Here is a 20,824-nt window from a genome sequence, read left to right as displayed (position 1 = left end):
ATCACCCACCCACTCCTCTCATCTGGGGGGACGACCCCCCAGGCCCCCCGGAAGTCACCTGCTTTGGCGGCATGCACCCTTTGTCTGGCGCCTTGGCCCCGTACTCCTTCGGGACGAGCCCGCACAGGTAGCCGTCCATCCAGCGCCCGTTGCCGAGCGTGTTGCCGAGCAGCCGCGTGTAGGGGCCGGCCGTCTTCAGCGCCCTGTCGAGGTCGTCCTGGTTCTTCCGCAGCAGGTCGGTGACGCGGCCGAGGGCGCGGAGCGTCGGGTCGAGCTGCCGCTGGTTGTCGTCCACGAGCCCTATGAGCTGCTCCGACAGCGCCTGCGTGCCGGTGAGCAGCGCGTGGATCGCCTCGCGGCGGCGCCGGATCTCGCCGAGCAGCAGGTTCCCGTCACGCAGCAGCGCCTCGACGTTCGCGCTCTGGCCCGCCATCGTCCCGGTGACCTGCCGGGTGTTCGCGAGCAGCCGCGCCAGCTCCGCGTCCCGCGATGAGATCGTCTTCGACAGCGCCGAGACGCCGTCCAGCGCCCGCCGGACGCTCGGCGCCGTCCCGGAGAACGTCGTGGAGATCGCGTCCAGGCTCGCGGCGAGCTTCGCCGAGTCGATCCGCCCGACCGTCCCCGCCAGGTCCTCGAACGCCTTCGTCACGTCGTAGGGGGAGGTCGTCCGGTCGAGCGGGATGCGGCGGCCGGGATCCTGCGGGCGGGCGCCGAGCGGGTCGACGGCGAGGAACTTGTCGCCGAGCAACGTCTTGATCGCGATGGCGGCGGTGCTGGCGTCCCCGATCCACGTGCGGCGCACCCGGAACCCGACGGCGACCTTCGCGCCGTCCAGCCGGACGCCCGTGACCTCGCCGACCTTCACCCCGGCGACCCGCACCTCGTTGCCGGGACGCAGCCCGGCGGCCTCGCCGAACTCGGCGGTGTAGCGGGTGCCGCCGCCGATCACCGGCAGGTCCCGGGCGTTGAACGCCAGCAGGCCCAGCGCCATGATCAGTGCGAGCGACACGACCGCCACCGCGACCGGATTCCGCTCCCGGACGGGTTTCAGCCGCAGGACGGATTTCGGCCGCAGGACGGGCCTCGGCCGCAGCCGGCCCGCGGAGGAACGTCTCTTCATGCGCCGCACCTTTCGGCCGTGAGCGGGACACCGGTGGGCGGCGGATGCTCCTCGCCCGGGTACTGCCGGTAGGCGGCGCCGCTGAGGTCGGCCTCGCAGAGGTAGAGGTTCATCCACGACCCGTAGGAGGCGATGCGTCCGATCGCGGTCATCTTCACCGGCAGCAGCCGCAGGAACGACTCGACCTTCGGGGAGTCGTCCGCGAGGTTCTCCGACAGCCGCCCGAGCTGCGCGATGTCGCGTTTGAGCGGTTCGCGGCCGTCGCGCAGCAGGCCGGTGGTGGTGCTCGCGAGGTCGTCCAGCGCGCCGATCGCCTCGCCGATCGACGTGCGGTCGGCGGCCAGCCCGGACACGAGCCGCCGCAGCGTCCCGATCAGGTTCCCGAGGTCGTCGCCGCGCCCGTTGATCGTGTCGAGGACGGCGTTCAGGTTGTCGACGACCTGCCCGATGACCTGGTCCTTGTCGGCGATGCCGCGCGTCAGCGACCCGACCGTGGACAGCAGCCCCTCCACCGTCCCGCCCTCGCCCTGCAGCACCTGCACGATCGACCCGGCCAGCCGGTTCACGTCCTGCGGCGACAGGGCCTGGAACAGCGGCTGGAAACCGTTGAAGAGCTGCGTCAGGTTCAGCGCGGGCGCCGTCCGCTCGACGGGGATGATGGCGCCGGGCCTCAGCGTCCCGCCGGTCCCGGCGCCGCGCCCCAGCTCGACGTACCGCTGACCGATCAGGTTCAGGTACTTGATCGTCGCGGTGGACGAGGCGGGCAGCCGCCGCCCCCGCTCGACGGAGAAAGAGACGAGCGCGACGCGGCGGTCCACGACCTCGATGCCGCCGACCCGGCCGACCTCGACGCCCGCGATCCGGACGCCGTCGCCCTCGCGCAGCCCGGACGCGTCGGTGAACCGCGCCCGGTAGGAGACGGTGTCGCCGCCGCCCGTCCGGGTGATGCTGAGCGCGAGCATCGCGGTCGCGACCACGGTCACCGTGACGAACGCCAGCGACTTGACCAGCGGCTTCCCCAAACCGCCCCGGTTCACGCGAGCCCTCCGGTTCACTTGATCCTCACCTCCGCGCCCCGGTAGACGGGACCGACGAGGACGCTGCTCCAGTCCGGCAACGCCTCCGGGACGTCCTGGAGCCCGGGTGCGAGCAGCTCGTTGACGAGGCGGTTCTCCTCGGGCGAGTTCGGCAGGCCGAGCGCGCCCGGCGCCACCGCGACGGGGGTGGCCGCGCCCGGAGGCGCCGACCTCGGAACGGCGGTTCCGCCCACCGGGTAGCAGTGCGGGCCACTCCGGTCGGTGTAGCGCGGGCGGTCCTTGCCCGGGACGTAGCGCCCCTTGGACGGCAGCGTCGTGACGTTCACGTGCAGGCCGGGCCGGCCGGTGCCCTTGCCGAGCACCTTGTCCATCACCGGGACGAAATCGCTCAGCATCCGCAGCGTGCACGGGTACTCGGGCGAGTACCTGCTCAGCAGTTCGAGCGTCGGGCGGCTCGCCGCCGACAGCCGGATGACGTTGCCGGAGTTCTCGCGCAGGAAGTCGCCCAGGTCCTGGGACGCGTCCGTCACCGACGCGTACAGCCGCGCGAGGTCGTTCCGCTGCTCGACCAGCGACCGGCTCGTGTAGGCGAAGTCGTGGAGCGCCCGGAGGATGTCGGGCGCGGCCTCGGTGTAGCCGCGGCTCACCTCGACGAGCAGCCTGATGTCGCGGTTGAGGGCGGGCACGCTCGGGTTGATCTTCTTGAGGTAGGCGTCCAGTTCGGCCATCGTCCGGCCGAGGTCGGCGCCCCGGCCGTCCAGCGCCTGGGAGACGGCGGTGAGCGTCGCCGCCAGCTCCGCCGGCCGGACGGCCCTGAGCAGCGGATACAGGTCGTCCATCACCTGCTGGAGCTCGATCGCGTTCGCCGACCGGTCCTGGCTGATGACGCTCCCGGCGGTGAGCCGCTCGGGGGACGGCCGCGCGGGCGGGACGAGCGCGACGAACCGCGCCCCGAACAGCGTCGTCGGCAGGAGCTGCGCCGACACGTTGCGCGGCAGCAGCCGCACCTTGTCCGGCTGGATCGCGAGCCTCAGCGTGGCGGCACCGCCGTCCGAGGAGATCTCGCGGACCTCGCCGACGACCACGCCGCGCAGCTTCACGTCCGCGTGCGGGCGCATCTCGCTGCCCGCGCTCGCCGTCCGCAGCGTCACCCAGGCGACGCCGGTGAACCTCTTGCCGTAGACGGCGATCGACAGCCAGACCAGCAGCACCGGAACCAGCAGGAACGCCACCCCCGCCAGCCGCCTGCCCACGGCCCCGCGGGCGTTCACCCGGCCACCTTCACCGTCGTGCTGGTGCCCCAGAGCGCGAGGCTGAAGAAGAAGTCGCTCACGCTGATCAGGACGATGGACGTGCGGACCGCGCGGCCGACGGCGCGCCCCACCCCGGCCGGTCCCCCGGCCGCGCGGTAGCCGTAGTAGCAGTGCGACAGGATCACCAGAATGCTGAACACCAGCACCTTGAGGAACGACAGGACGACGTCCACCGGCGACAGGAACAGCCCGAAGTAGTGGTCGTAGGTGCCCGCCGACTGCCCGTTGAACACGACCGTGACCTCCCGGGACGCCAGGTAGGCGCACAGCAGCCCGATCGCGTACAGCGGGAGGATCGCGACGGCGCCCGCGACGATCCGGGTCGTCACCAGGTACGGCAGCGACGGGATGCCCATGACCTCCAGGGCGTCCACCTCGTCGCTGATGCGCATGGCGCCGAGCTGCGCGGTGAACCCCGCGCCGACCGTCGCCGACAGCGCCAGGCCCGACACCACGGGGGCGATCTCGCGGGTGTTGATGTAGGCGGACGCGAACCCGGTGAACGCCGAGGTCCCGATCTGCTGGAGGGCCGAGTAGCCCTGCATGCCGACGACGACGCCGGTCGCGAGGGTCATCGCGACCATCACGCCGATCGTCCCGCCGACCACGCCGAGGCCGCCGCTGCCGAACGCGACCTCGGAGAGCAGCCGCTGCACCTCCCGGCGGTAGCGGTGGACGGCGCGCGGCGTCCACAGCAGCGCCCGGACGTAGAAGACGCCCTGGTCGCCGGGCCGGTCCAGCCACGCGAACCAGCCGGCGGGGCCGGAGGCCCGCCCCCTCAGCGAGACGAGGCTCACGCTCAGCCTCCCTTCGGCGGGACGACCTGGAGGTAGATCCCGGTGATCACGAGGTTGAGCAGGAACAGGAGCAGGAACGTGATGACGACCGACTGGTTCACCACGTCGCCGACGCCCTTCGGGCCGCCCCTCGGGTTCAGGCCCCGGTACGCGGCGACGATGCCGGCGACGAACCCGAACAGCAGCGCCTTCGCCTCGCCGACGTAGAGGTCGGGGAGCTGGGCGAGGGCGGAGAAGCTCGCCACGTACGCGCCGGGCGTCCCGCCCTGCATCATGACGTTGAAGTAGTAGCCGCCCGCGACGCCGACGACCGAGACGAGGCCGTTCAGCAGGAACGCCACGGCGACGCACGCGAGGACGCGCGGGACGACGAGCCGCTGCACGGGCGAGACGCCGAGCACCTCCATCGCGTCCAGCTCCTCGCGGATCGTCCGGGCGCCGATGTCCGCGCAGATCGTCGAGCCCGCCACCCCCGACACCAGCAGCGCCACGATCATCGGGCTGGCCTGCTGGATCACGACCAGGACGCTGGCGGCGCCGGTGAACGACTGCGCGCCGAACTGCTGCGTGAGGGAGCCGACCTGCAGCGACGTCACCGCGCCGAACGGGATCGACACGAGCGCCGTCGGCAGGATCGTCACGCTGGCGATGAACCAGAACTGCTCGACGAACTCGCGGACCTGGAACGGCCGCCGGAACGCCATGCCGAACACGGTCGCGCCGAGCGCGAACATGCGGCCCGCCTCGCGCAGCGCGCTCAGCGGATACGCGGCCAGGGAAGGCATGCCAGCACCTCCTGACGGGGGCTCATCTCTTGCACGCCGGTGCCTTGGCGAAGGCCGCGGCCAGCTTCGGGTTCTTCCGGAGGTCCTGTTCGGGCCCCTGGTAGCCGCTGTACTGCCCGAACGCCCTGCCCATCTGGTCGACGGCCCGTTGCAGCGACCGCTTGTCGGTCACCTTCGCGCGCTTGAGGTTCTTGGACGCGGTGGTGACGGTCGAGTGCGTGCGAGTGAGGTTGTTCATCGTGGTGGAGAACAGCGCGTCGCCGTTGTCGACGGGCGGCGCGCCGAGCCCGGACAGGCTCGTCTCCAGCGCCCGCATCCGATCGGAGATGCCGTCGAGGAGCTGGACGAGCGACGCCTTGGACTTCAGCACGCTCGCGCCGTCCAGCTTCGGCACCTGCATCGGGGCGCTCTTCGTGAGGACTCCGCAGGCCCTGCCCGCCCAGGCGACCTCGGGGCCGTCCTTCTTCTCCGAGCCGCATCCGGCCACGGACAAGGCGGCCGCCGAGGCCAGCGCCACAAGGGCGACGGATCGCCGAACCATGGTTGTCTCCTTCTCGGGGGTGGGTGACCGTGCCGTCAGCGGTCGGGGTTCAGCAGTTGGAGGTGGCGGGCTTGCCTGCGAAGCGGTCCGCGAGGAACGCCGACGCGTCCTCGTTTCCGCGGTAGACGAGGGTGATGTGGCTGACGCCGTCCCACGTCTTCCAGGTGACGGGGACGCCGAGCCTGCAGTAGTCGTCCCGGAGCTGCTTGGCCTGCCCGTACGCGACGATCTCGTCCGAGACCGAGTGGTACTGGAAGACGGGGACCTTCACGGGTTCCGCGCCGAGCTGGTTCTCCGCCACCCGGTCCAGCCACGCCTCGGTCGCGAACGGGCTGGTGGTGAAGTAGTCGGGGATCGTCTTGCCCTTGTAGCCGAGCAGCAGCTCCAGCGTGCAGGCGCCGCCCTCCAGGCCGTCCACCATGGCGCGGCCGGCGTCGTTGAGGTAGGACGCGAGGTCCAGCTCGGGGTAGGCGTGGTCCATGCCGACCATCGAGTAGAGGAGGAAGCCGAACGGGTCCTGCCCCTCCAGCGGCAGGCCCACGGCGGCGAGGTCGGACGGCACGCCGCCGCCGACGACTCCCGCGAGCTTCAGCTCCGGCGCGTACTCCGGCTGCTTCTGCCCCGCCCACATCGCGGCCGCGCCGCCCTGCGAGTAGCCGCGGAACGCGACCTGCGCGTCCTTCGACAGGCCCGTCTCGGTGAGCCGCTGCGCCGCACGGACCGCGTCGATGACGGAGTAGCCCATGGAGTCGACCACGTAGGTCGTCGCCGGGTTCTCGTGGTAGCCCTCGTAGTCGGTGACGGCGACCGCGTAGCCCTTCCCGAGCATCTCGTTCAGCGCGGCCTGCTCGTAGAAGGCGCCCTGGTCGATGAACCTGGACGGCGCGCACCGGAACGCCGGGCCGCTGGTCCCCGGGCCGAACCCGACGATCGGAGCCTTCGACGCGTCCGCCTTCTTCGGCACGAGGACGATCCCCGTGACGGCGGTCGGCTTGCCGAGCGCATTGGTCGACAGGTACATGACCTGCCAGGCGTCGGCGAGCGACCGCGCGGCCGGCGGACCCGCCTTCGCCGGACGTGCCCGGATGACGTCACCCGGGGACCCGGACGGCAGCGGCGAAGGCGGCGTGTAGAAGGCGTCCCCGGCGGGCCCGGGCTCGGCCGCGGGTGCCGCCGAAGCGGGCGGGGCCGAGCCGGGGACGGCGCAGAGCGCGGCCGGCAGCACGAGCGCGAAGGCGAGGAGCGCCGTGCGCCGGTAGTGGTGTTTCGGCATCGCCTGCTCCTAGCTCGTCTTCTTCGGGCTGCTCGGCATCTGGCCGCTGGGCTTCGGGGTGAGCGTCATGGTGATCGCGTTTCCGGGCCCGGCGAGGGAGGAGCCGAGCACGCCGGTCAGGGCGCCGCAGCCGTCGATCGGCGCCAGCTCGTAGACGCCGGTGAGGGCACCGCCCGCCTTCGGGTCGAACCCGGCGGCGGAGGTCAGCGTGATGCCGGACGGCTGGGACGTCCGGCACCCATCGCCGCCGCCGACCGGCAGGAAGCCGAACACCGTGAACGCGGGGAAGCGCGCGGTCACCTTTGAGGTGGTGGTGAGGACGCCGTCCTTGTACGTCCCGGTCGTCCCGCCTTCGGCGGCGAACGTGACGTCGGCCGTCACGGGCAGGAAGCCGAGCATCTGGAACCGGGCCTTGGACGGGTCGAGCGTGAGGCCGCCGGTCACCGCGCCGCCGTCGACCTTCGCGTCCAGGGCGCCCGTCAGCGGGATGGTCCCGCCGGACGCCTTGATCGTGGAGGACCCCTTGAGCGTGTAGGAGTACGGCGCCGCCCCCGGCCCGCCGTCCTTGTCCACGATCTCGAAGGAGGCGAGGACGTTGGCCTGCCCCGGGTCCTGCGTGCACTCGGACTCGAACGTGCCGAGCCCGGAGGCGCCGCCGTCGTCCGTCCGCGGGGTCAGCGTCAGGACGAGGTTCCCGACGGTGACCTTGCCGGGCCCGGCCTGCGTGAACGTCAGGTCGGGCGCCGTCCCGCGCCCCTTCACGGTGAAGCCGCCGGACGCCGGGATGGGCGTCCTGTCCAGCGCGGAGTCGACCTCGACGGGCAGGCCGTCCGGCATCTCGGGGACGGTCAGCGTCGCGTCGGCCAGCGCGTGGCCCTCCAGCGTCGTCGCGTACAGCGCCCGCAGGCCCCGCGCGGACTCCGCGCCCACCGTCGACACCGAGTCGACGACGATCCCCGGCATGACCTCGCCGACCGCGACCCGGTCGGGGACGTCCGCGCTGAGCTCCACGTGCACCGGCTGGGGCCCGAGGAGCGGGAACGTGCAGTGGTAGTCCAGCCCGAGGGTGGCGGGCCCCGCCGCGGCGGGGCCCGCGCCGGCGAGGCTCGACGCCAGCAGGGCGGCGGCCAGGGCCAGGGCGGCGCCCGTTCTCTTCTTCTTCGTCACCTGTCGACCTCGCCTCGTCCGGGACGGGCCCCTCGCCGCACCCGCGGCTGTCCGCGTTCGCGGCGCGGCGGGGGCCCGTCTTGGTTGACCGTCAGCTCACCGCCGCCGTCACGCCTTGGGCGTGAGGGTCAGGTCGATGGTGTTGCCGTCACCGGCGGTGAAGAGGTTGAGGATGCCGGTCAGCGGCCCGCACTGGTCGATCGACGAGAGCGAGTACCGCCCGCTGATCTTGCCGCCGACGCCCGGGTCGAAGAACTCGCCCGCGGGCGACTGGAGCTGGACGTCGGACGGCTCGGTCGTCTGGCAGTTCTCACCGCCGCCGATCGGGATGGCGCCGAACACGTTGAACGACGTCAGCTTGGTGATGACCTTGCTGTTGGTCGTGAGCTGGCCGTCCTTGTAGAGGCCGGTGGTCGGGCCCTGCGTGACGAGGCCGATGTCGGCGGTCACCGGCAGGAAGCCGAGGATCTGGAAGTTGCCCTTGGTCGGGGCGAGCTTCAGGTCCGCGGAGACGGCGCCGGTGTCCAGGTTCAGGTCCGCGCCGACGGAACCGGTCAGGGGCGCCTTGCCGTTCGGCGCCTTCACGAACGTCTCACCGGACAGGGTGAAGTCGTAGTGCTCACCACCGGTGGGGGTCGGAGTCGGGGTGGGCGTGGGGGTGGGCGTGGGAGTCGGCGTAGGAGTGGGGGTCGGAGTCGGGGTAGGCGTGGGCGTCGGGGTCGGCGTGGGCGTCGGGGTCGGCGTGGGAGTGGGAGTCGGCGTCGGGGTGGGGGTTGGGGTGCCGCCGTCGGTGATGGTGAAGTGGGCGAACGGCTCGTCCTGCCCCGGGTCCTTGGTGCAGGTCACGTCCTTGCCGCCGGCCCACACCTCGGTGCCGTCGGCCTTCTTCGGGTTGATGTGCTGCGTCAGCCCGACGATGGTGATCTTGCCTTCGCCGGTCTGGCTGAACACCAGCTGCGGCGCGTCGCCCTCGGCGACCAGGTCCCAGGTCGCCCCGGCCTGCTGCGGGATGTCGACCTTGTTGATGACGACGTCCGTCGCGACCGGCAGGTTCGGGTCCTCGGGCACCGACACGACCGAGTCGGCGGAGGCCGTGCCCTCCAGCGTGACGGCCTTCACCGCGCGCAGGCCGTTGGTGATGGTGCCGGTGATGTGCGCCGTCGACTTGATGTGGAACGGCGGCGACAGCTCCCCGACCTTGATGCTGGACGGGAAGTCGCTGTCGATGTCGACCGTGAGCGGCTGGTTGCCGATCAGCGGGAAGACGCAGTGGAAGTTCAGCGTCTGGTGGATCGGGTCCGCCAGGGCGGGGCCGGCGCCGACGACGCCGAGCAGGGAGAGGCCGAGGCCCCCGATGGCCGCGGTCGCGAGGCCCTTGGCCGTGCGCCGCTTGCGCGAACCGAGCTTGTCGTCCAACTTTCTGCCTTTCGTCCGGAACCAGATTTCCCGTACGTTTCGAGGCGGTAAATTACCGGCCGCCATCGGGCGAGTCTCCACGGCCGACTGACAAAAACGAAGACCTTCACGCTCACCGTCCAACGGCTTTTGAAAAGTGTCGTCAAGTGCGCACATTCCAACACTTCTCCGCCATTTACCGGGCAGCATTCGATCGCCGGACGACAACATTTCCGAGCTTTGTCATCCGGCGCTCGAATCACGGGCGCGAAAAGATCAGAGGTGTTGGTAGGTGGTGTAGTCCGAGGCGAAGTCGTTGTACTTCAGGAAGTTGGTGAAGCTCATCGTGATCGTGGCGTCGAGGCCCTCGACGTAGTGCCACCATCCGATCGGGATGAACAGCAGCTCCCCTGGAGCGAGCGTGCACTCCAGCACCTGCGCCTTGCGCATGGCGGGGAACCTGTCGTAGTCGACGTCGCTTCCGTCGACCTCCGAGTAGCAGTGCAGCGTGTTGTAGACGTGGGCGGTGTCGTGCATCGGCACCATCCTGACCTTCTTGCGGCCCATCACCTGCGCCATGAAGTTGTTGGTCAGATCGTGGTGGTAGGGCGTCTTCGTACCGGGCGGACCGAGCCAGAAGAAACTGCGCCCCCGGGCCTCGTCGCCATCGAGGTATTCGGAGATCGGATCGATGTCGTCCCACAGGACGTCCAACGCCTGCTGGTTTCGGGACGCGTTGTTGGCCGTCATGTAGAAGTCGTTGGTCGTCCCGGCCGCCTCGACCATGTCGACGTACTCGCGGAACGGCATGAGCCTCTTGTGCTTCGGCCCGTTGATCTCGTAGTTCTCGTCGGACTCGCGCCCGAACTGCACCTCGACCTCGTTGCCTCCGCACGTCTCGCGCAGATAGCCGAAGTCCCACTTCGTGAGCGCGGGCCACGACTTGAGCATTCCGGTGATGATGACGGGACGGTTCTGGAAGTAGTACTCCTCGAAGAACTCGTCCCGGGAGAGTCGCTCCCGCCGGACGATCTCACCACCGTCCGCGCGCATCCGGGCGAGCCGCCCGTAGACGGTCAGCGTCCACTCGCGCTTGCGAAGCCGGTTGGCGACGCGGGTCGCACCCAGCACGTAGGGGCTCGCCAGCGCACCGGCCACCTCACGGGCGGCCTCTTCCTCGGTGAACCCGTTACTGGCCAGCGCCGCGCGAATCACCTCCGGCGGATTGCCGAGCAACAGGTTCTCGGCAATCCAGCGACGCCACTGGTCCTTCGGTCGCGAATCGGTCACAACGTTCCCTCCGTGTCATCCAACAGGCAGTCGCCCAACAGGCAGTCGCCCAACAGGCAGTCGCCCAACAGGCAGTCGCCTAACAGGCAGTCGCCCAACGGGCGCTCGTCCAACAGGCGCTCGTCCAACTGGCGTGGTCGTCATCAGTGGGTGGGGGGTGGGGTGGTGCGGGCGGGGGTGGGGACGGCTGGTGGACAGCTGATGTCGGCGTCCGGGATGCAGGTGGCGCCCAGGCTGACGCGCAGCAGGTTCCCGGGGCCGGAGACGGTGCCGTTGAACAGCGGGCCGAGGTCCTCGCCGGCGCCGCATCCGGTGAAGCGCGGGATGCGGAACGAGCCGTCGAGCGTCCCGCCTTCCAGCACGCTGGTCATCTGGCCTTTGAGGACGATGTCGGCGTCCGCCGCGGTGCGGCAGTTCTCGCCGACGTCCAGCGGTGTCCCGTTGACGGAGACGTCCGAGATGCGGATCGACATCCGCATGTGGGCGTTGACTGACTGGATGCCCGTCTGCATGTCGCTGACGGCCTCGAACGTCCCGTAGTCCTCGCTGGGTCTCAGGGGACGCTGCGTCATCTCCATCGTCGCGGTCGTCGGCATGAAACCGAAGGTCAGGAACGTCGACCGCGACCGAAGCGGTGAGACGAACCGCTGCCGGACGGAGGCGCCGGTGTCGGTGAGCGAGTAGACGAGGTTGGTGAGGGCGGGGCGGCCGAACTCCGGGTCGTTGAGGATCGCGGCGCCCTTGAGCTTGGTGACGTTGGAGAACCCGGACAGGTAGACGCAGCCGGAGTACCAGTCGTCGTTGGGCCCCGTGAACTTCCCGCACTCGGCAGGAGTCTCACCGGGCGCCTCGGCGGCGGTCCGATTCCCTGTCTTCGGCGGCGCGGCGTTCGGTGGTGCGGTCTTCGGCGGTGCGGTCTTCGCCGGAGCCGTCCCGGCGGGCACGGGAACCGTGGCGAGGACGTGCTCCCCGGACGGCTCGCACCCGATGGTGATCGGCGGTTTCGCGTCCTCGGGGACTCCGCCGTGGGCGTCGCGCGGGCTCAGCTCCAGCGCCAGTTTCCCTGCGGTGAACGTGAGGTCGCCGGTCCCGGCGGGCGTGACCGGCGGGACGTCCCCGGACGCGGCCAGCACCAGGTCGGCGCCGTCCGCGATCGGGGTGGCGGGCGTGGTGAGCCCCGGCCACGCCGCGGCGGCGGCCTTGCCGTTCTGCCGGACGGAAACGCCGAGTTCCGCGGTGCCGACGACGGCGGCACCACCGAGCGCGCCCACCTCGGGCACCGCGGCCTTCGGAATCGTCACGGTCGCCGTGACGCGCCCCGGCTGCACCGGGCGCCCGGCCGTCCCCGTCGCGGGGAACGTCCCCCGGACTCGGACGCCGACCTCCTGCGACGTCCCGGATGGCAGGCGGCACGCGTAGGTCAGGACGGCGTCGGCCTCCTGCGCCCGTGCCTGAGCCGCGCCGCCCGGCAGCGACCCGGTCACGAGCACGCCCAGCCCGACGACCGTCACGGCGCCGAGCCTCCAACGGGCCGGGGTCCTCATCGTCGATCACCTCTCTGAACTGCTGCGCAACCTGAGTCGCTGCGGAACTTGAGCGCTGCGGAACTTGAGCGCTGCGGAACCCGAGTCGCTGCGGAACTTGAGTCGCTGCGGAACCCGAGTCGCTGCGGAACCTGAGTCGCTGCGGGCCCTGGGCTGCTGCGAATGTGCGGGCTGGCGAGAGGTCACGTCCAGCCGGGGAGCCACAGGCGCGCCTGCCATCCGGCCTCCGGGACGGGCTGGCCCGTGAGGATCGGCAGGAGGTAGGCCAGGTTCACCGCGACGAGCGCGAGGTAGGCGGCCCCGGTGGCGCCGAGCAGCAGGCGCGGCACCGGGCGGTCCCGGTAGGGGGCGGAGACGCCGTCGAAGAGCAGGACGATCGCGAGGATCGCGAAGGGCAGCATCGGCAGCGCGTAGGTGGAGTACATCGTCCGGCCGGCGAGCGCGGCGGGGAACCAGGGCAGCCAACTCGCGAGGTAGCCGCCCAGGACCGCCGCGGCCCTCCAGTCGCGCGCCGCGAACGCGCAGACCACCATGCCGAGCACCGCGACGATGGAGAACCACCAGATGGCAGGCGTCCCCAGGTGGGAGATCTCGCTGACGCACTTCACGGCGCCGCAGCCGTCCCGTCCCTGCGGCACGGAGGTGCGCCAGATGACGGCCGGATGCCCGAGGACGGGCCACTGCCAGGGCCACGACTGGGCGGGGTTCGCCTGCGTCACGCCGCTGTGGAAGTCCAGAGTGATCGCGTGGTAGTGCCACAGCGACCGGAGCGGGTCCAGGAACGACGGCCACAAGCCGCTCGGATGCGCCTCGGCCCACCGCCGCTGAAACCCTGGGACGTTCTGCCCGAAGACTGCCTTCTGCAGGGGCGTCCCGGAAGCGAACCAGCCCCACCAACTGGCCAGATAGACGACCCCGGCGACGACCCACACCTGAATCAGCGACGGCAGGAGGTCGAGCTTGAACATGCCCCGCCACGGCCGGACGGCCCCGGCGTCCCTGCGCGCGTTCCCGTCCCAGATCAGTGCCAGCACCCAGAAGAACACGAGCACGTAGACGCCGGACCATTTCGTGGCGCAGGCAAGGCCGAAGCAGACCCCAGCGGCAAGCCGCCACCCATGCCAGACGAACGGCCCGCCAAGCCCTCCGGAATCAGGACGCGCGGAGAGAGCGTCCCGCGTCCTGTCCCGGTCGGCGACGAGGCAGCCGAACCCGGCCAGTACCCACACGAGCAGGAAGATGTCGAGCATGGACGCACGGCTGGAAACCAGCCACGAGCCGTCCAGCGCGAGCAGCAGCCCGGCCGCGCACCCGAGGACGGTCGAACCGGTCAGCCGCCGTGCGATGCGGGCGAGCAGCAGGACCGCCAGCACCCCCGCCGCACCGGCCGCGCACCGGAATCCGAACGGACCGGAGCCGAAGACCGCCATTCCGGCGGCGATGAGCCACTTCCCGAGCGGCGGATGCGCGGCCCATTCGCCACCGCCGGCGAGCCCCGCCACCGGGTGTCCGGCGATGAAATAGGAGTTGGCGGGCTCGCCGTTCGTTCCGACGCGCCAGTTGTGCTCGACCCCGTAGTGCAGGAACGCCCAGGCGTCCTTGGCGTAGTACGTCTCGTCCCAGACGAGCGCGTGCGGGGTGCCGAGCCGATGGAACACCAGGAACCCGGCGAACGCCGCGACGAGCACCGGCCCGCCCCAGCCCCACAGGGACGCGCGCCGACCGGCCGGCGCGTCGATCGCGGACGCCGGTTCTTCCACCGCTGCGGAGGCGGTCACCGTACTCCCCCTTCGCTTCGGCGTGGACGGGGAGAAGAACCGTAATGAGCGACGGACCGCCGGATGAACCAAGTCCGCGACGAAGAAAGGGGCCCGATTACTCAACCCTGTGAGTTTTCTTTCGCCCTTCCCTGGGAACCCGAATGCCGTTATAGAACCAAACGATAAAGTTCCCGAACACCCCTGTCCCGCATCGCGCATTTTCCGCACCACGAAAACAAGCGAACCCCCACAGCCCAGAAGCAGCACCAGCAGACACCCTGCCGCCCAGCAGCAGCCGCAAGCGGACGTCCCCGCATCCCGCCGGGAGCCGTGCGGGCATCCGCAGGCAAGCAGCCGCCGCAAGCGAACGTCCCGCAGTCCGGCGGAGCCGTGCGGGCATCCGCAGTCAGGCAGCAGCCAGCAGCGGGCTCGACGGCACGGGCCTCTCAGTCCGCCGTCCAGGGGCGGAGTTTGTCGGGGTTGCGCACTACCCAGATGCGCTGGATCCGGTCGCCCTCGACCTGGAAGGCGAAGACCGTCACAATGGCGCCGTCCTGCTGGGCGACGAGTCCGGGCTGGCCGTTGACAGTCCGCTCGTGGAACGTCATGTCGTCGGGCCTGTGCCGGGCGAGTTCGATCCAGGCGCGCGCGATCTGCTCGCCGCCCTCGATGGGCTCAAGGAAGGTGATGGCGAGGCCGCCGCCGTCGGCGGTCGCCTTGGCGTCGGGGTCGAGCAGGCGGACGAGGCCGTCGATGTCCTTCGCCTCCCACGCCTGCATGAACGCCCTGACGACGCCGGCGCGCTGGGCGGTCGGAGTCGCGGAAGGCCGCGCGACGCGGATGCGGCGGCGGGCCGAGGAGGCCAGTTGGCGGCACGCCGCCGGGCTACGGCCGACGATCTCGGCCACTTCGGCGAAGGGGTGGCGGAAGACGTCGTGCAGGATGAAGGCGACGCGCTCGGCGGGGGTCATCGATTCGAGCACGACCAGGAAGGCCAGGCTGAGCGACTCGTCCAGGGTGACCCGGTCGGCGGGGTCGGCGGGCGCCCCGTCCGACCGCCCGCTGATCCATCCCGTGCGTTCGGGCAGCGGCTCGGGGATCCAGTCGCCGACGTAGGTCTCTCGCCGGGCCCGTGCCGAGCCGAGCAGGTTGAGGCAGATGCGGCTGGTGACCGTCGTCAGCCAGGCGCCGGGGGACTCGATGGCGTCCTGCTGCTGCCGGGACATGGCGTACCAGCGGGTGCAGGTCTCCTGCACGGCGTCCTCGGCCTCGGCCAGCGAGCCCAGGAGCCGGTAGGCGAGGCCGATCAGACGCCGCCGCTCGCTCATGATCGCGTCCAGGCCCGGGTCGGTCCGGCCGCGTCCCTGCCCGGATCGGCTGGTCATGGTGCCGACAACTCCCCCTTGGTCGCTTCCGCCCTCACCAGATCGACAAGGCAGCTCCCCGGAATGTCAGGCCGACGCCGGCGCCTCACATTCTGGTGGCCCGTGTTGTCGACCCCTGCGACAGACCCACCCTCCAGCGAACAGGAGCCCAGCGACATCATGACCACCTCTGTGCCGACGACACCCTTCACCGAACCGGCGTCCGCGCAGCGCCTTGAGCGGGCGGCCGCCGCGCTGGCCGCGCACGGTTTCACCGTCGAGATCCTCGATGACGCCGCCGCCGCGCGCACCCGTGTCAGGGAGCTGATCCCCGAGGGCGCCAGCGTGTTCACCGGGGCCAGCGAGACGCTCCGCCTGTCCGGCCTCGACGAGGACATCAACGGCAGCGGACGGTACGCGGCCGTCAAGCCGCGCATCCTGACCATGGACCGCGCCACCCGGACGGACGAGATCCGGCGGCTGTGCGCCACCCCCGATGTCGTCGTGGGCAGCGTCCACGCGGTCACCGAGACCGGTTCCCTCGTGATCGCCTCGGGCAGCGGAAGCCAGTTGCCCGGCTACTCCGGCGGCGCCGCCCGCGCGATCTGGATCGCCGGGGCGCAGAAGGTGGTCCCCGACCTGACCGCCGCCCTGCGGCGCGTCGAAGACCACTGCCTGCCGCTGGAGAACGCCCGCGCCCTGAAGGCCTATGGGACGCCCAGCGCCGTCAACCGCCTTCTCATCCTCAACGCGGAATACCAGCCTGGACGAGGCACCGTCCTCCTCCTCCGCGAAACCATCGGATTCTGAACGCCCCCCACCCGTTCGTCCGCCGGACACCCTTGGTGCCACGTCCGGTCGGGTGAGCTCTGCAGCCATGGGTCTGCGCCGCGACAGTTCCGGCAAGCGCAGTTGCCCAGCAGCGAGCGAGACGGACTGTCTCTTACATAGGCCGTATTACGGCGTTAACAAAGAAAAGATTGGACAATAAGATGATACTGGCTACTACCGTGCTGGTAACAGCACATGGGACATTTTCGGTATCGTTGCACGAGGACGAATCAGGCGCTCGCTGCCTCAGCATTCACAAGGGCGATCTCGGTCTGCCGGGGACCGCCGTCCGACCGCAGTCGGCCTGCCTCACCGGCGAGACCCTCGACGGGTTGGACTGCGACTGCAAGGCCCAGCTCATCGCGGCCATGCGGGAGATCGACAATTTGGGCCGGGGCGTGGTCGTCTATCTGCTCGACCAGGAGGGCCGGGGAGCCGGACTGCTGCACAAGCTCCGCGGCCTGGAGATGCAGCGGGTCCAGGGCGTCAACTCCTACGCCGCGTACGAGGCGATGGGGTCGCCCCGCGATCTGCGGGGCTACGCCGTGGTCAAGACCGCTCTCACCGATCTCAAGGTGGGCACCGAGATCGGCGTGATGTCGAACCACCCGGCGAAGCTGGCGGCTCTGGAGCAGATGGGCTATGCCGTCACCCAACTGCGGCTCTCCTACGAGGTCAGCGAGCTCGCTCGCTCCGAACTCCTGATGAAGAAGGAGGAGGGCGGATATGCGGTGGACTTCGGCAAGATCACGTTTTCCGGCTGACTCCGCGGAGAACACGGATGCCGATGGACGCTTGAGACGGTGACGCGGGGCCGGCGGCTGATCCGCCGGCCGGGGACTGCTCGGCCTCCCGGGCCGAGCCACTGCAGCACGCTATTCAGACAGGCCCCTGGGCTTCTCCAATTCCGGGGGCCTGTCGAACGCGCCCGGGCGCTGGATCCCGGCGCCGTCCTCCTCAGGGGCGACGCCACGGCGCCGGACCTTCCGGAAAGCTCTCTCGGCCGGCGGTTCATCCCCGACGGCGACAGCGGCCGCGCGCTGTTCTGGGCGCGAAAGCGTTCAGGGCCGCCAGACCTTTCGGTCTGACGGCCCTGGTCGGCCGGTTCACGGTCACGCCTTGTTGTAGGTGCGCTTGGCCCAGAGGTAGGAGAGGACGGCGAGGCCGGCGCACCAGGCGGTGGCGATGGCGCCGCTGTTGCCGATCGGCGTGCCGAGCATGAGGCCGCGGACGGTCTCCATGATCGGGGTGAAGGGCTGGTACTCGGCGAACCAGCGCAGGACGGCGGGCATGGAGTCGGTGGGGACGAAGCCGCTGCCGAGGAAGGGCAGCAGGATCAGTGGCATCGGGGCGTTGCTGGCGGCCTCGGGAGTCTGGGCCTTGAGGCCGAGGGCGACCGACAGCCAGGTGATGGCCACCGCGAACAGGGTCAGCATCCCGGCGACCGCCAGCCATTCGACGGCGGAGGCGTTCGGGCGGAAGCCGATCGCCAGCGCGATCCCGACGAGGACCGCCATGCCGAAGAGCTGCTGGACGACGCTGGCGACGACATGGCCGGTGAGGACCGAGGCCCGGGAGATCCGCATGGTGCGGAAGCGGGCGACGATGCCCTCGGTCATGTCGGTGGCGACCATGACGGCGGTCCCGGTCGCGGCGGTCGCGGCCGTCATGAGCAGGATGCCGGGGACGACGTAGTTGACGTAGGCGTCGCGGCCGCCGCCGAGCCCCTCCCCGAGCGTGCCGCCGAGGACGTAGACGAACAGCAGCAGGATGATGACGGGCGTGATGATCAGCTGCACGGTCATCGACGGGTAGCGGACGATGCGCTTGAGCTGGCGCCGGACCATGGTGGAGGAGTCGCGCGCGGCGAGTGCGAGGGTGCTCATCGGAGGGCCTCCTGGGAGTCGGTGCTGCCGTCGGCCTGGCGGCCGGTGAGGGTGAGGAAGACGTCGTCGAGGTCGGGCGTGTGCACCGACATCTCGTCGATCTCGATCGAGTGGTCGTCCAGGACGGCGAGCACGTCCCGGATCATCCGGACGCTGCCGTCGCTCGGCACCTGGAGGGCGAACGTCTCGGGGTCGGGGGTGCCGGCGCCGAGGGCGAGCGCGGCGGCGTCGAGACGGCCCGGGTCGCCGAACTTCAGCAGGATGTGGCCGCCGGGGATGCGCCGCTTCAGCTCCTCGGAGGTGCCCTCGGCGATCAGCCGCCCGTTGTCGAGGAGGGCGATGCGGTCGGCGAGTTCGTCGGCCTCCTCCAGGTACTGCGTGGTGAGGAAGATGGTGACGCCGCTGCGGACGAGGTCGCGGACGATGCCCCACATCGCGCGGCGGCTGCGCGGGTCGAGGCCGGTGGTGGGCTCGTCCAGGAAGATCAGGCGCGGGTCGCCGACCAGGGTCATCGCCAGGTCCAGCCGGCGCTGCATCCCGCCGGAGTAGGTGGAGGCCGGCTTGCCCGCCGCGTCCACCAGGTCGAACTTCTCCAGCAGTTCCCTGGCCTTGCGCCTGCCCTCGCTCTTCGGCAGGTGCCGCAGGTCGGCCATGAGGAGGAGGTTCTCCTCGCCGGTCAGCAGCTTGTCGACGGCCGAGTACTGCCCGGTCACCCCGATCGCGCCGCGCACGTCGTCGGCCTGGCGGCCGAGGTCGAACCCCGCGACCCGGACCTCGCCCGCGTCGGCCCGGATCAGCGTGGACAGGATCTGGACGGTGGTGGTCTTGCCCGCGCCGTTCGGGCCGAGCAGGGAGAAGATCGTTCCTTCGGGGACGGACAGGTCGATGCCGTCCAGGACGACCTTCTCGCCCTTCTTGTCGCGGTAGGACTTGCGCAGTCCGGTCGCCGCGATGGCCAGGTCGGTCATGGTGCTGCTCCTTGGGGGGTTTCGGTAAGGCCGCAGGTCAGAGGCTGCGGGCGGCGATGTCGCCGTGGGAGGTGGTGGCGTGGATGTCGAGCCCGGCGGTGCCGTCGTTCTTGAGGGAGTTGGTGACGCGGCCGTGGCTCGTGCCGGCGTCCAGTGAGGCCGAGACGCCCGGGGCGGCGCCGACCGAGATGTCGCCGGACTGGGTGCTCAGGATGACCTTGCCGCTTACGGCCTCGGTGATCCGGATGTCGCCGCGCTGGGTGCTGATCTCGGCGGGGCCGCCCAGCCGGCCGACCTCCACGTCCCCGTCGGTGGCGGTGAGGCGGACGCTCGCGGCCTCGTCCAGCTTGATCGACCGGTAGGCGCCCTCGAAGGCGACGTCGCCGAGCCGTCCGACGGTGCGGAACTCGGCGGCGGCCGCCTTGCCCTCGACCCGCGAACCGGTGGGCAGCTGGACCGTCACCTCGACGGACCCGGAACCGCGGTACTGGTTCGTCACCGGGACCGCGATCCGCAGGACGCCGTCGGCGAACTCGACCGTGGTCTGCTCCGCGGCCTTCACGTCGCGCCCCTTGGAGGCGTCGGCGGGCAGGACCTCGACCGCGGCGTCCGCCCGGTCGGCGGCGATGAGCTGGACCCGCCCGGCGGGGACGTCCAGGACGGCGGCGATCGGGGCGGGGGTGTCGAACTTCTGCATCGTGCTCTCCTTGCGCTCGGCCTTGCGGCTGGTCGTTTCGAACAATGGAAAAGCTACGTTGCTTTCCAGAAGTAGGCAACATCAACTTTGCATTAGAGCAGCATCTATGCAGGTCAGAGTCACATAATCATTGCAACGAGTCTTGATCTAACGCAACGACCAGTCCGTCGACCGTTGCAATGCACGAGGGGTGAACGCTATGCTTGCGGCGTCAGGGAACACTCGGCAACGCCATCGCCCCGCGCGGGCATCGAAGGGGGTCGTGATGCCCGGAGGCAGGCTCACGCAGCAGGAGCGCCAGCAGATCGCGGCAGGGCTGTCCGACGGCCTCGCCTACGCCGAGATCGCCCGGCGCCTCGACCGTCCGACCTCCACGATCACGCGCGAGGTGATGCGCAACGGCGGCCCCGCCGGCTACCGCGCCGAGCTGGCCCACCACGCCACCCAGCGCCGCACCCGGCGGCGCACCCAGGCCGCGCCCCGGGGCGCGCAGGCGGCGCCGCAGCCCTACGGACGCGACGCCGAGGCCGTGCAGGAGTTCCAGGAGACCATCGCCACCATCGTCATGGCGTCGGGCCTGCCCAAGATGGCGTCCCGGGTGCTGGGCTGCCTCTACACCGCCGACACCAGCCTCACCGCCTCCGAACTCGCCGAGCGCCTCCAGGTCAGCGCCGCGTCCGTCTCCAAGGCGGTCACGCTCCTCACGGGCCTGGAACTCATCCGCCGCGAGAGCGACGGCCGCCGCGAGCGCTACGTCGTCGACAACGACCTCTGGTACCAGTCGATGATCCGCAGCATTCGGGACAACGACCGCTTCAGCGAGGCCGCGCGGCAGGGCGTCGCCGTCCTCGGCCGCGGCACCCCGGCCGGCACCCGCCTGGAGAACGCCGCCCGCTTCCTCGACTTCGTCAGCGAAAGCCTGACCCGCGCCGTGGAGCAGGCCCGCGACGTCCTCTACACCAAGCCCGAAACACCCCCGGAGACCACCGCCCCCGACCGCGGCTAGGGGCTGTGTTTCAAAGTCCCGGCCCACTTCGCTCGCCTGGCGGCTCGCTA

At 70.7% G+C, this 20,824-nt stretch carries 19 protein-coding genes; 3 read left to right on the top strand and 16 right to left on the bottom strand.

What is annotated here, in order from left to right:
* Position 1: 1 nt before the first annotated feature.
* The 13 genes from AB0C84_RS03220 to sigJ all read right to left on the bottom strand — a co-directional run bounded on the left by AB0C84_RS03220 (position 2) and on the right by sigJ (position 15,407).
* Positions 2 to 1,120, bottom strand: coding sequence for an MCE family protein (locus tag AB0C84_RS03220; protein ID WP_361060598.1), 1,119 nt, complete (start codon positions 1,118 to 1,120; stop codon positions 2 to 4).
* Positions 1,117 to 2,157: an MCE family protein gene (locus tag AB0C84_RS03215; RefSeq protein ID WP_361060596.1), complete on the bottom strand. Its 1,041-nt coding sequence runs from the start codon at positions 2,155 to 2,157 to the stop codon at positions 1,117 to 1,119. Before AB0C84_RS03215 ends, AB0C84_RS03220 begins: the two co-directional genes overlap by 4 nt.
* Before the next feature lie 14 nt (positions 2,158 to 2,171).
* Positions 2,172 to 3,428 carry an MCE family protein gene (locus AB0C84_RS03210; protein ID WP_361060594.1) on the bottom strand — a complete coding sequence of 419 codons (1,257 nt, stop codon included), beginning with the start codon at positions 3,426 to 3,428 and terminating at the stop codon, positions 2,172 to 2,174.
* Positions 3,425 to 4,267, bottom strand: coding sequence for an ABC transporter permease (locus AB0C84_RS03205; protein ID WP_361060592.1), 843 nt, complete (start codon positions 4,265 to 4,267; stop codon positions 3,425 to 3,427). Before AB0C84_RS03205 ends, AB0C84_RS03210 begins: the two co-directional genes overlap by 4 nt.
* A 2-nt stretch (positions 4,268 to 4,269) precedes the next feature.
* Entirely contained in the window at positions 4,270 to 5,052 is a 783-nt protein-coding gene (locus tag AB0C84_RS03200; protein WP_179844743.1) for an ABC transporter permease, read from the bottom strand.
* A gap of 22 nt (positions 5,053 to 5,074) precedes the next feature.
* Positions 5,075 to 5,593: a hypothetical protein gene (locus AB0C84_RS03195; RefSeq protein ID WP_339156248.1), complete on the bottom strand. Its 519-nt coding sequence runs from the start codon at positions 5,591 to 5,593 to the stop codon at positions 5,075 to 5,077.
* A 49-nt stretch (positions 5,594 to 5,642) separates the two neighbouring features.
* Entirely contained in the window at positions 5,643 to 6,866 is a 1,224-nt protein-coding gene (locus AB0C84_RS03190; protein WP_361060589.1) for a lipase family protein, read from the bottom strand.
* A gap of 9 nt (positions 6,867 to 6,875) precedes the next feature.
* Positions 6,876 to 8,033, bottom strand: a complete 1,158-nt coding sequence (locus tag AB0C84_RS03185; RefSeq protein ID WP_361060587.1) for a DUF6801 domain-containing protein — start codon at positions 8,031 to 8,033, stop codon at positions 6,876 to 6,878.
* A gap of 108 nt (positions 8,034 to 8,141) precedes the next feature.
* Positions 8,142 to 9,449 (bottom strand): DUF6801 domain-containing protein, encoded by a 1,308-nt coding sequence (locus AB0C84_RS03180; RefSeq protein WP_361060585.1) that lies wholly within the window; start codon positions 9,447 to 9,449, stop codon positions 8,142 to 8,144.
* Positions 9,450 to 9,704: 255 nt separating this feature from the next.
* Positions 9,705 to 10,718: a cupin-like domain-containing protein gene (locus tag AB0C84_RS03175; protein ID WP_361060583.1), complete on the bottom strand. Its 1,014-nt coding sequence runs from the start codon at positions 10,716 to 10,718 to the stop codon at positions 9,705 to 9,707.
* A gap of 143 nt (positions 10,719 to 10,861) precedes the next feature.
* Positions 10,862 to 12,262: a DUF6801 domain-containing protein gene (locus tag AB0C84_RS03170; protein WP_361060581.1), complete on the bottom strand. Its 1,401-nt coding sequence runs from the start codon at positions 12,260 to 12,262 to the stop codon at positions 10,862 to 10,864.
* Positions 12,263 to 12,444: 182 nt separating this feature from the next.
* The gene (locus AB0C84_RS03165) at positions 12,445 to 14,040 is read right to left on the bottom strand and encodes a phospholipid carrier-dependent glycosyltransferase (protein WP_361060579.1); all 1,596 of its coding nucleotides are present in this window, start codon (positions 14,038 to 14,040) and stop codon (positions 12,445 to 12,447) included.
* Between the two features lie 428 nt (positions 14,041 to 14,468).
* Positions 14,469 to 15,407: an RNA polymerase sigma factor SigJ gene (sigJ, locus tag AB0C84_RS03160; RefSeq protein WP_361060577.1), complete on the bottom strand. Its 939-nt coding sequence runs from the start codon at positions 15,405 to 15,407 to the stop codon at positions 14,469 to 14,471.
* 159 nt (positions 15,408 to 15,566) lie between these two features.
* Here sigJ and AB0C84_RS03155 point away from each other — a divergent pair, with 159 nt between their 5' ends.
* Complete coding sequence (locus AB0C84_RS03155) at positions 15,567 to 16,196, top strand: LUD domain-containing protein (RefSeq protein WP_361060575.1); 630 nt, start codon at positions 15,567 to 15,569, stop codon at positions 16,194 to 16,196.
* Between the two features lie 182 nt (positions 16,197 to 16,378).
* Positions 16,379 to 16,981 carry a hypothetical protein gene (locus tag AB0C84_RS03150; RefSeq protein WP_361060824.1) on the top strand — a complete coding sequence of 201 codons (603 nt, stop codon included), beginning with the start codon at positions 16,379 to 16,381 and terminating at the stop codon, positions 16,979 to 16,981.
* Positions 16,982 to 17,329: 348 nt separating this feature from the next.
* Here the strand turns inward: AB0C84_RS03150 and AB0C84_RS03145 are convergent, their stop codons facing one another.
* The 3 genes from AB0C84_RS03145 to AB0C84_RS03135 are packed head-to-tail and all read right to left on the bottom strand — an operon-like array spanning position 17,330 to position 19,768.
* Positions 17,330 to 18,103, bottom strand: coding sequence for an ABC transporter permease (locus AB0C84_RS03145; protein ID WP_179844754.1), 774 nt, complete (start codon positions 18,101 to 18,103; stop codon positions 17,330 to 17,332).
* Entirely contained in the window at positions 18,100 to 19,071 is a 972-nt protein-coding gene (locus tag AB0C84_RS03140) for an ATP-binding cassette domain-containing protein (RefSeq protein ID WP_361060573.1), read from the bottom strand. Before AB0C84_RS03140 ends, AB0C84_RS03145 begins: the two co-directional genes overlap by 4 nt.
* Before the next feature lie 37 nt (positions 19,072 to 19,108).
* On the bottom strand, positions 19,109 to 19,768 hold the full coding sequence (locus tag AB0C84_RS03135) for a DUF4097 family beta strand repeat-containing protein (protein ID WP_361060571.1): 660 nt from the start codon (positions 19,766 to 19,768) through the stop codon (positions 19,109 to 19,111).
* A gap of 265 nt (positions 19,769 to 20,033) precedes the next feature.
* Between AB0C84_RS03135 and AB0C84_RS03130 the strand changes: the two genes are divergently transcribed.
* Positions 20,034 to 20,774, top strand: coding sequence for a helix-turn-helix domain-containing protein (locus AB0C84_RS03130; protein WP_179844756.1), 741 nt, complete (start codon positions 20,034 to 20,036; stop codon positions 20,772 to 20,774).
* The last annotated feature ends 50 nt before the right edge of the window (positions 20,775 to 20,824 follow it).

The organism is Actinomadura sp. NPDC048955, assembly GCF_040649435.1.
GTDB lineage: Bacteria > Actinomycetota > Actinomycetes > Streptosporangiales > Streptosporangiaceae > Spirillospora > Spirillospora luteofluorescens.
This window is presented reverse-complemented; position numbering and strand designations above follow the sequence as displayed.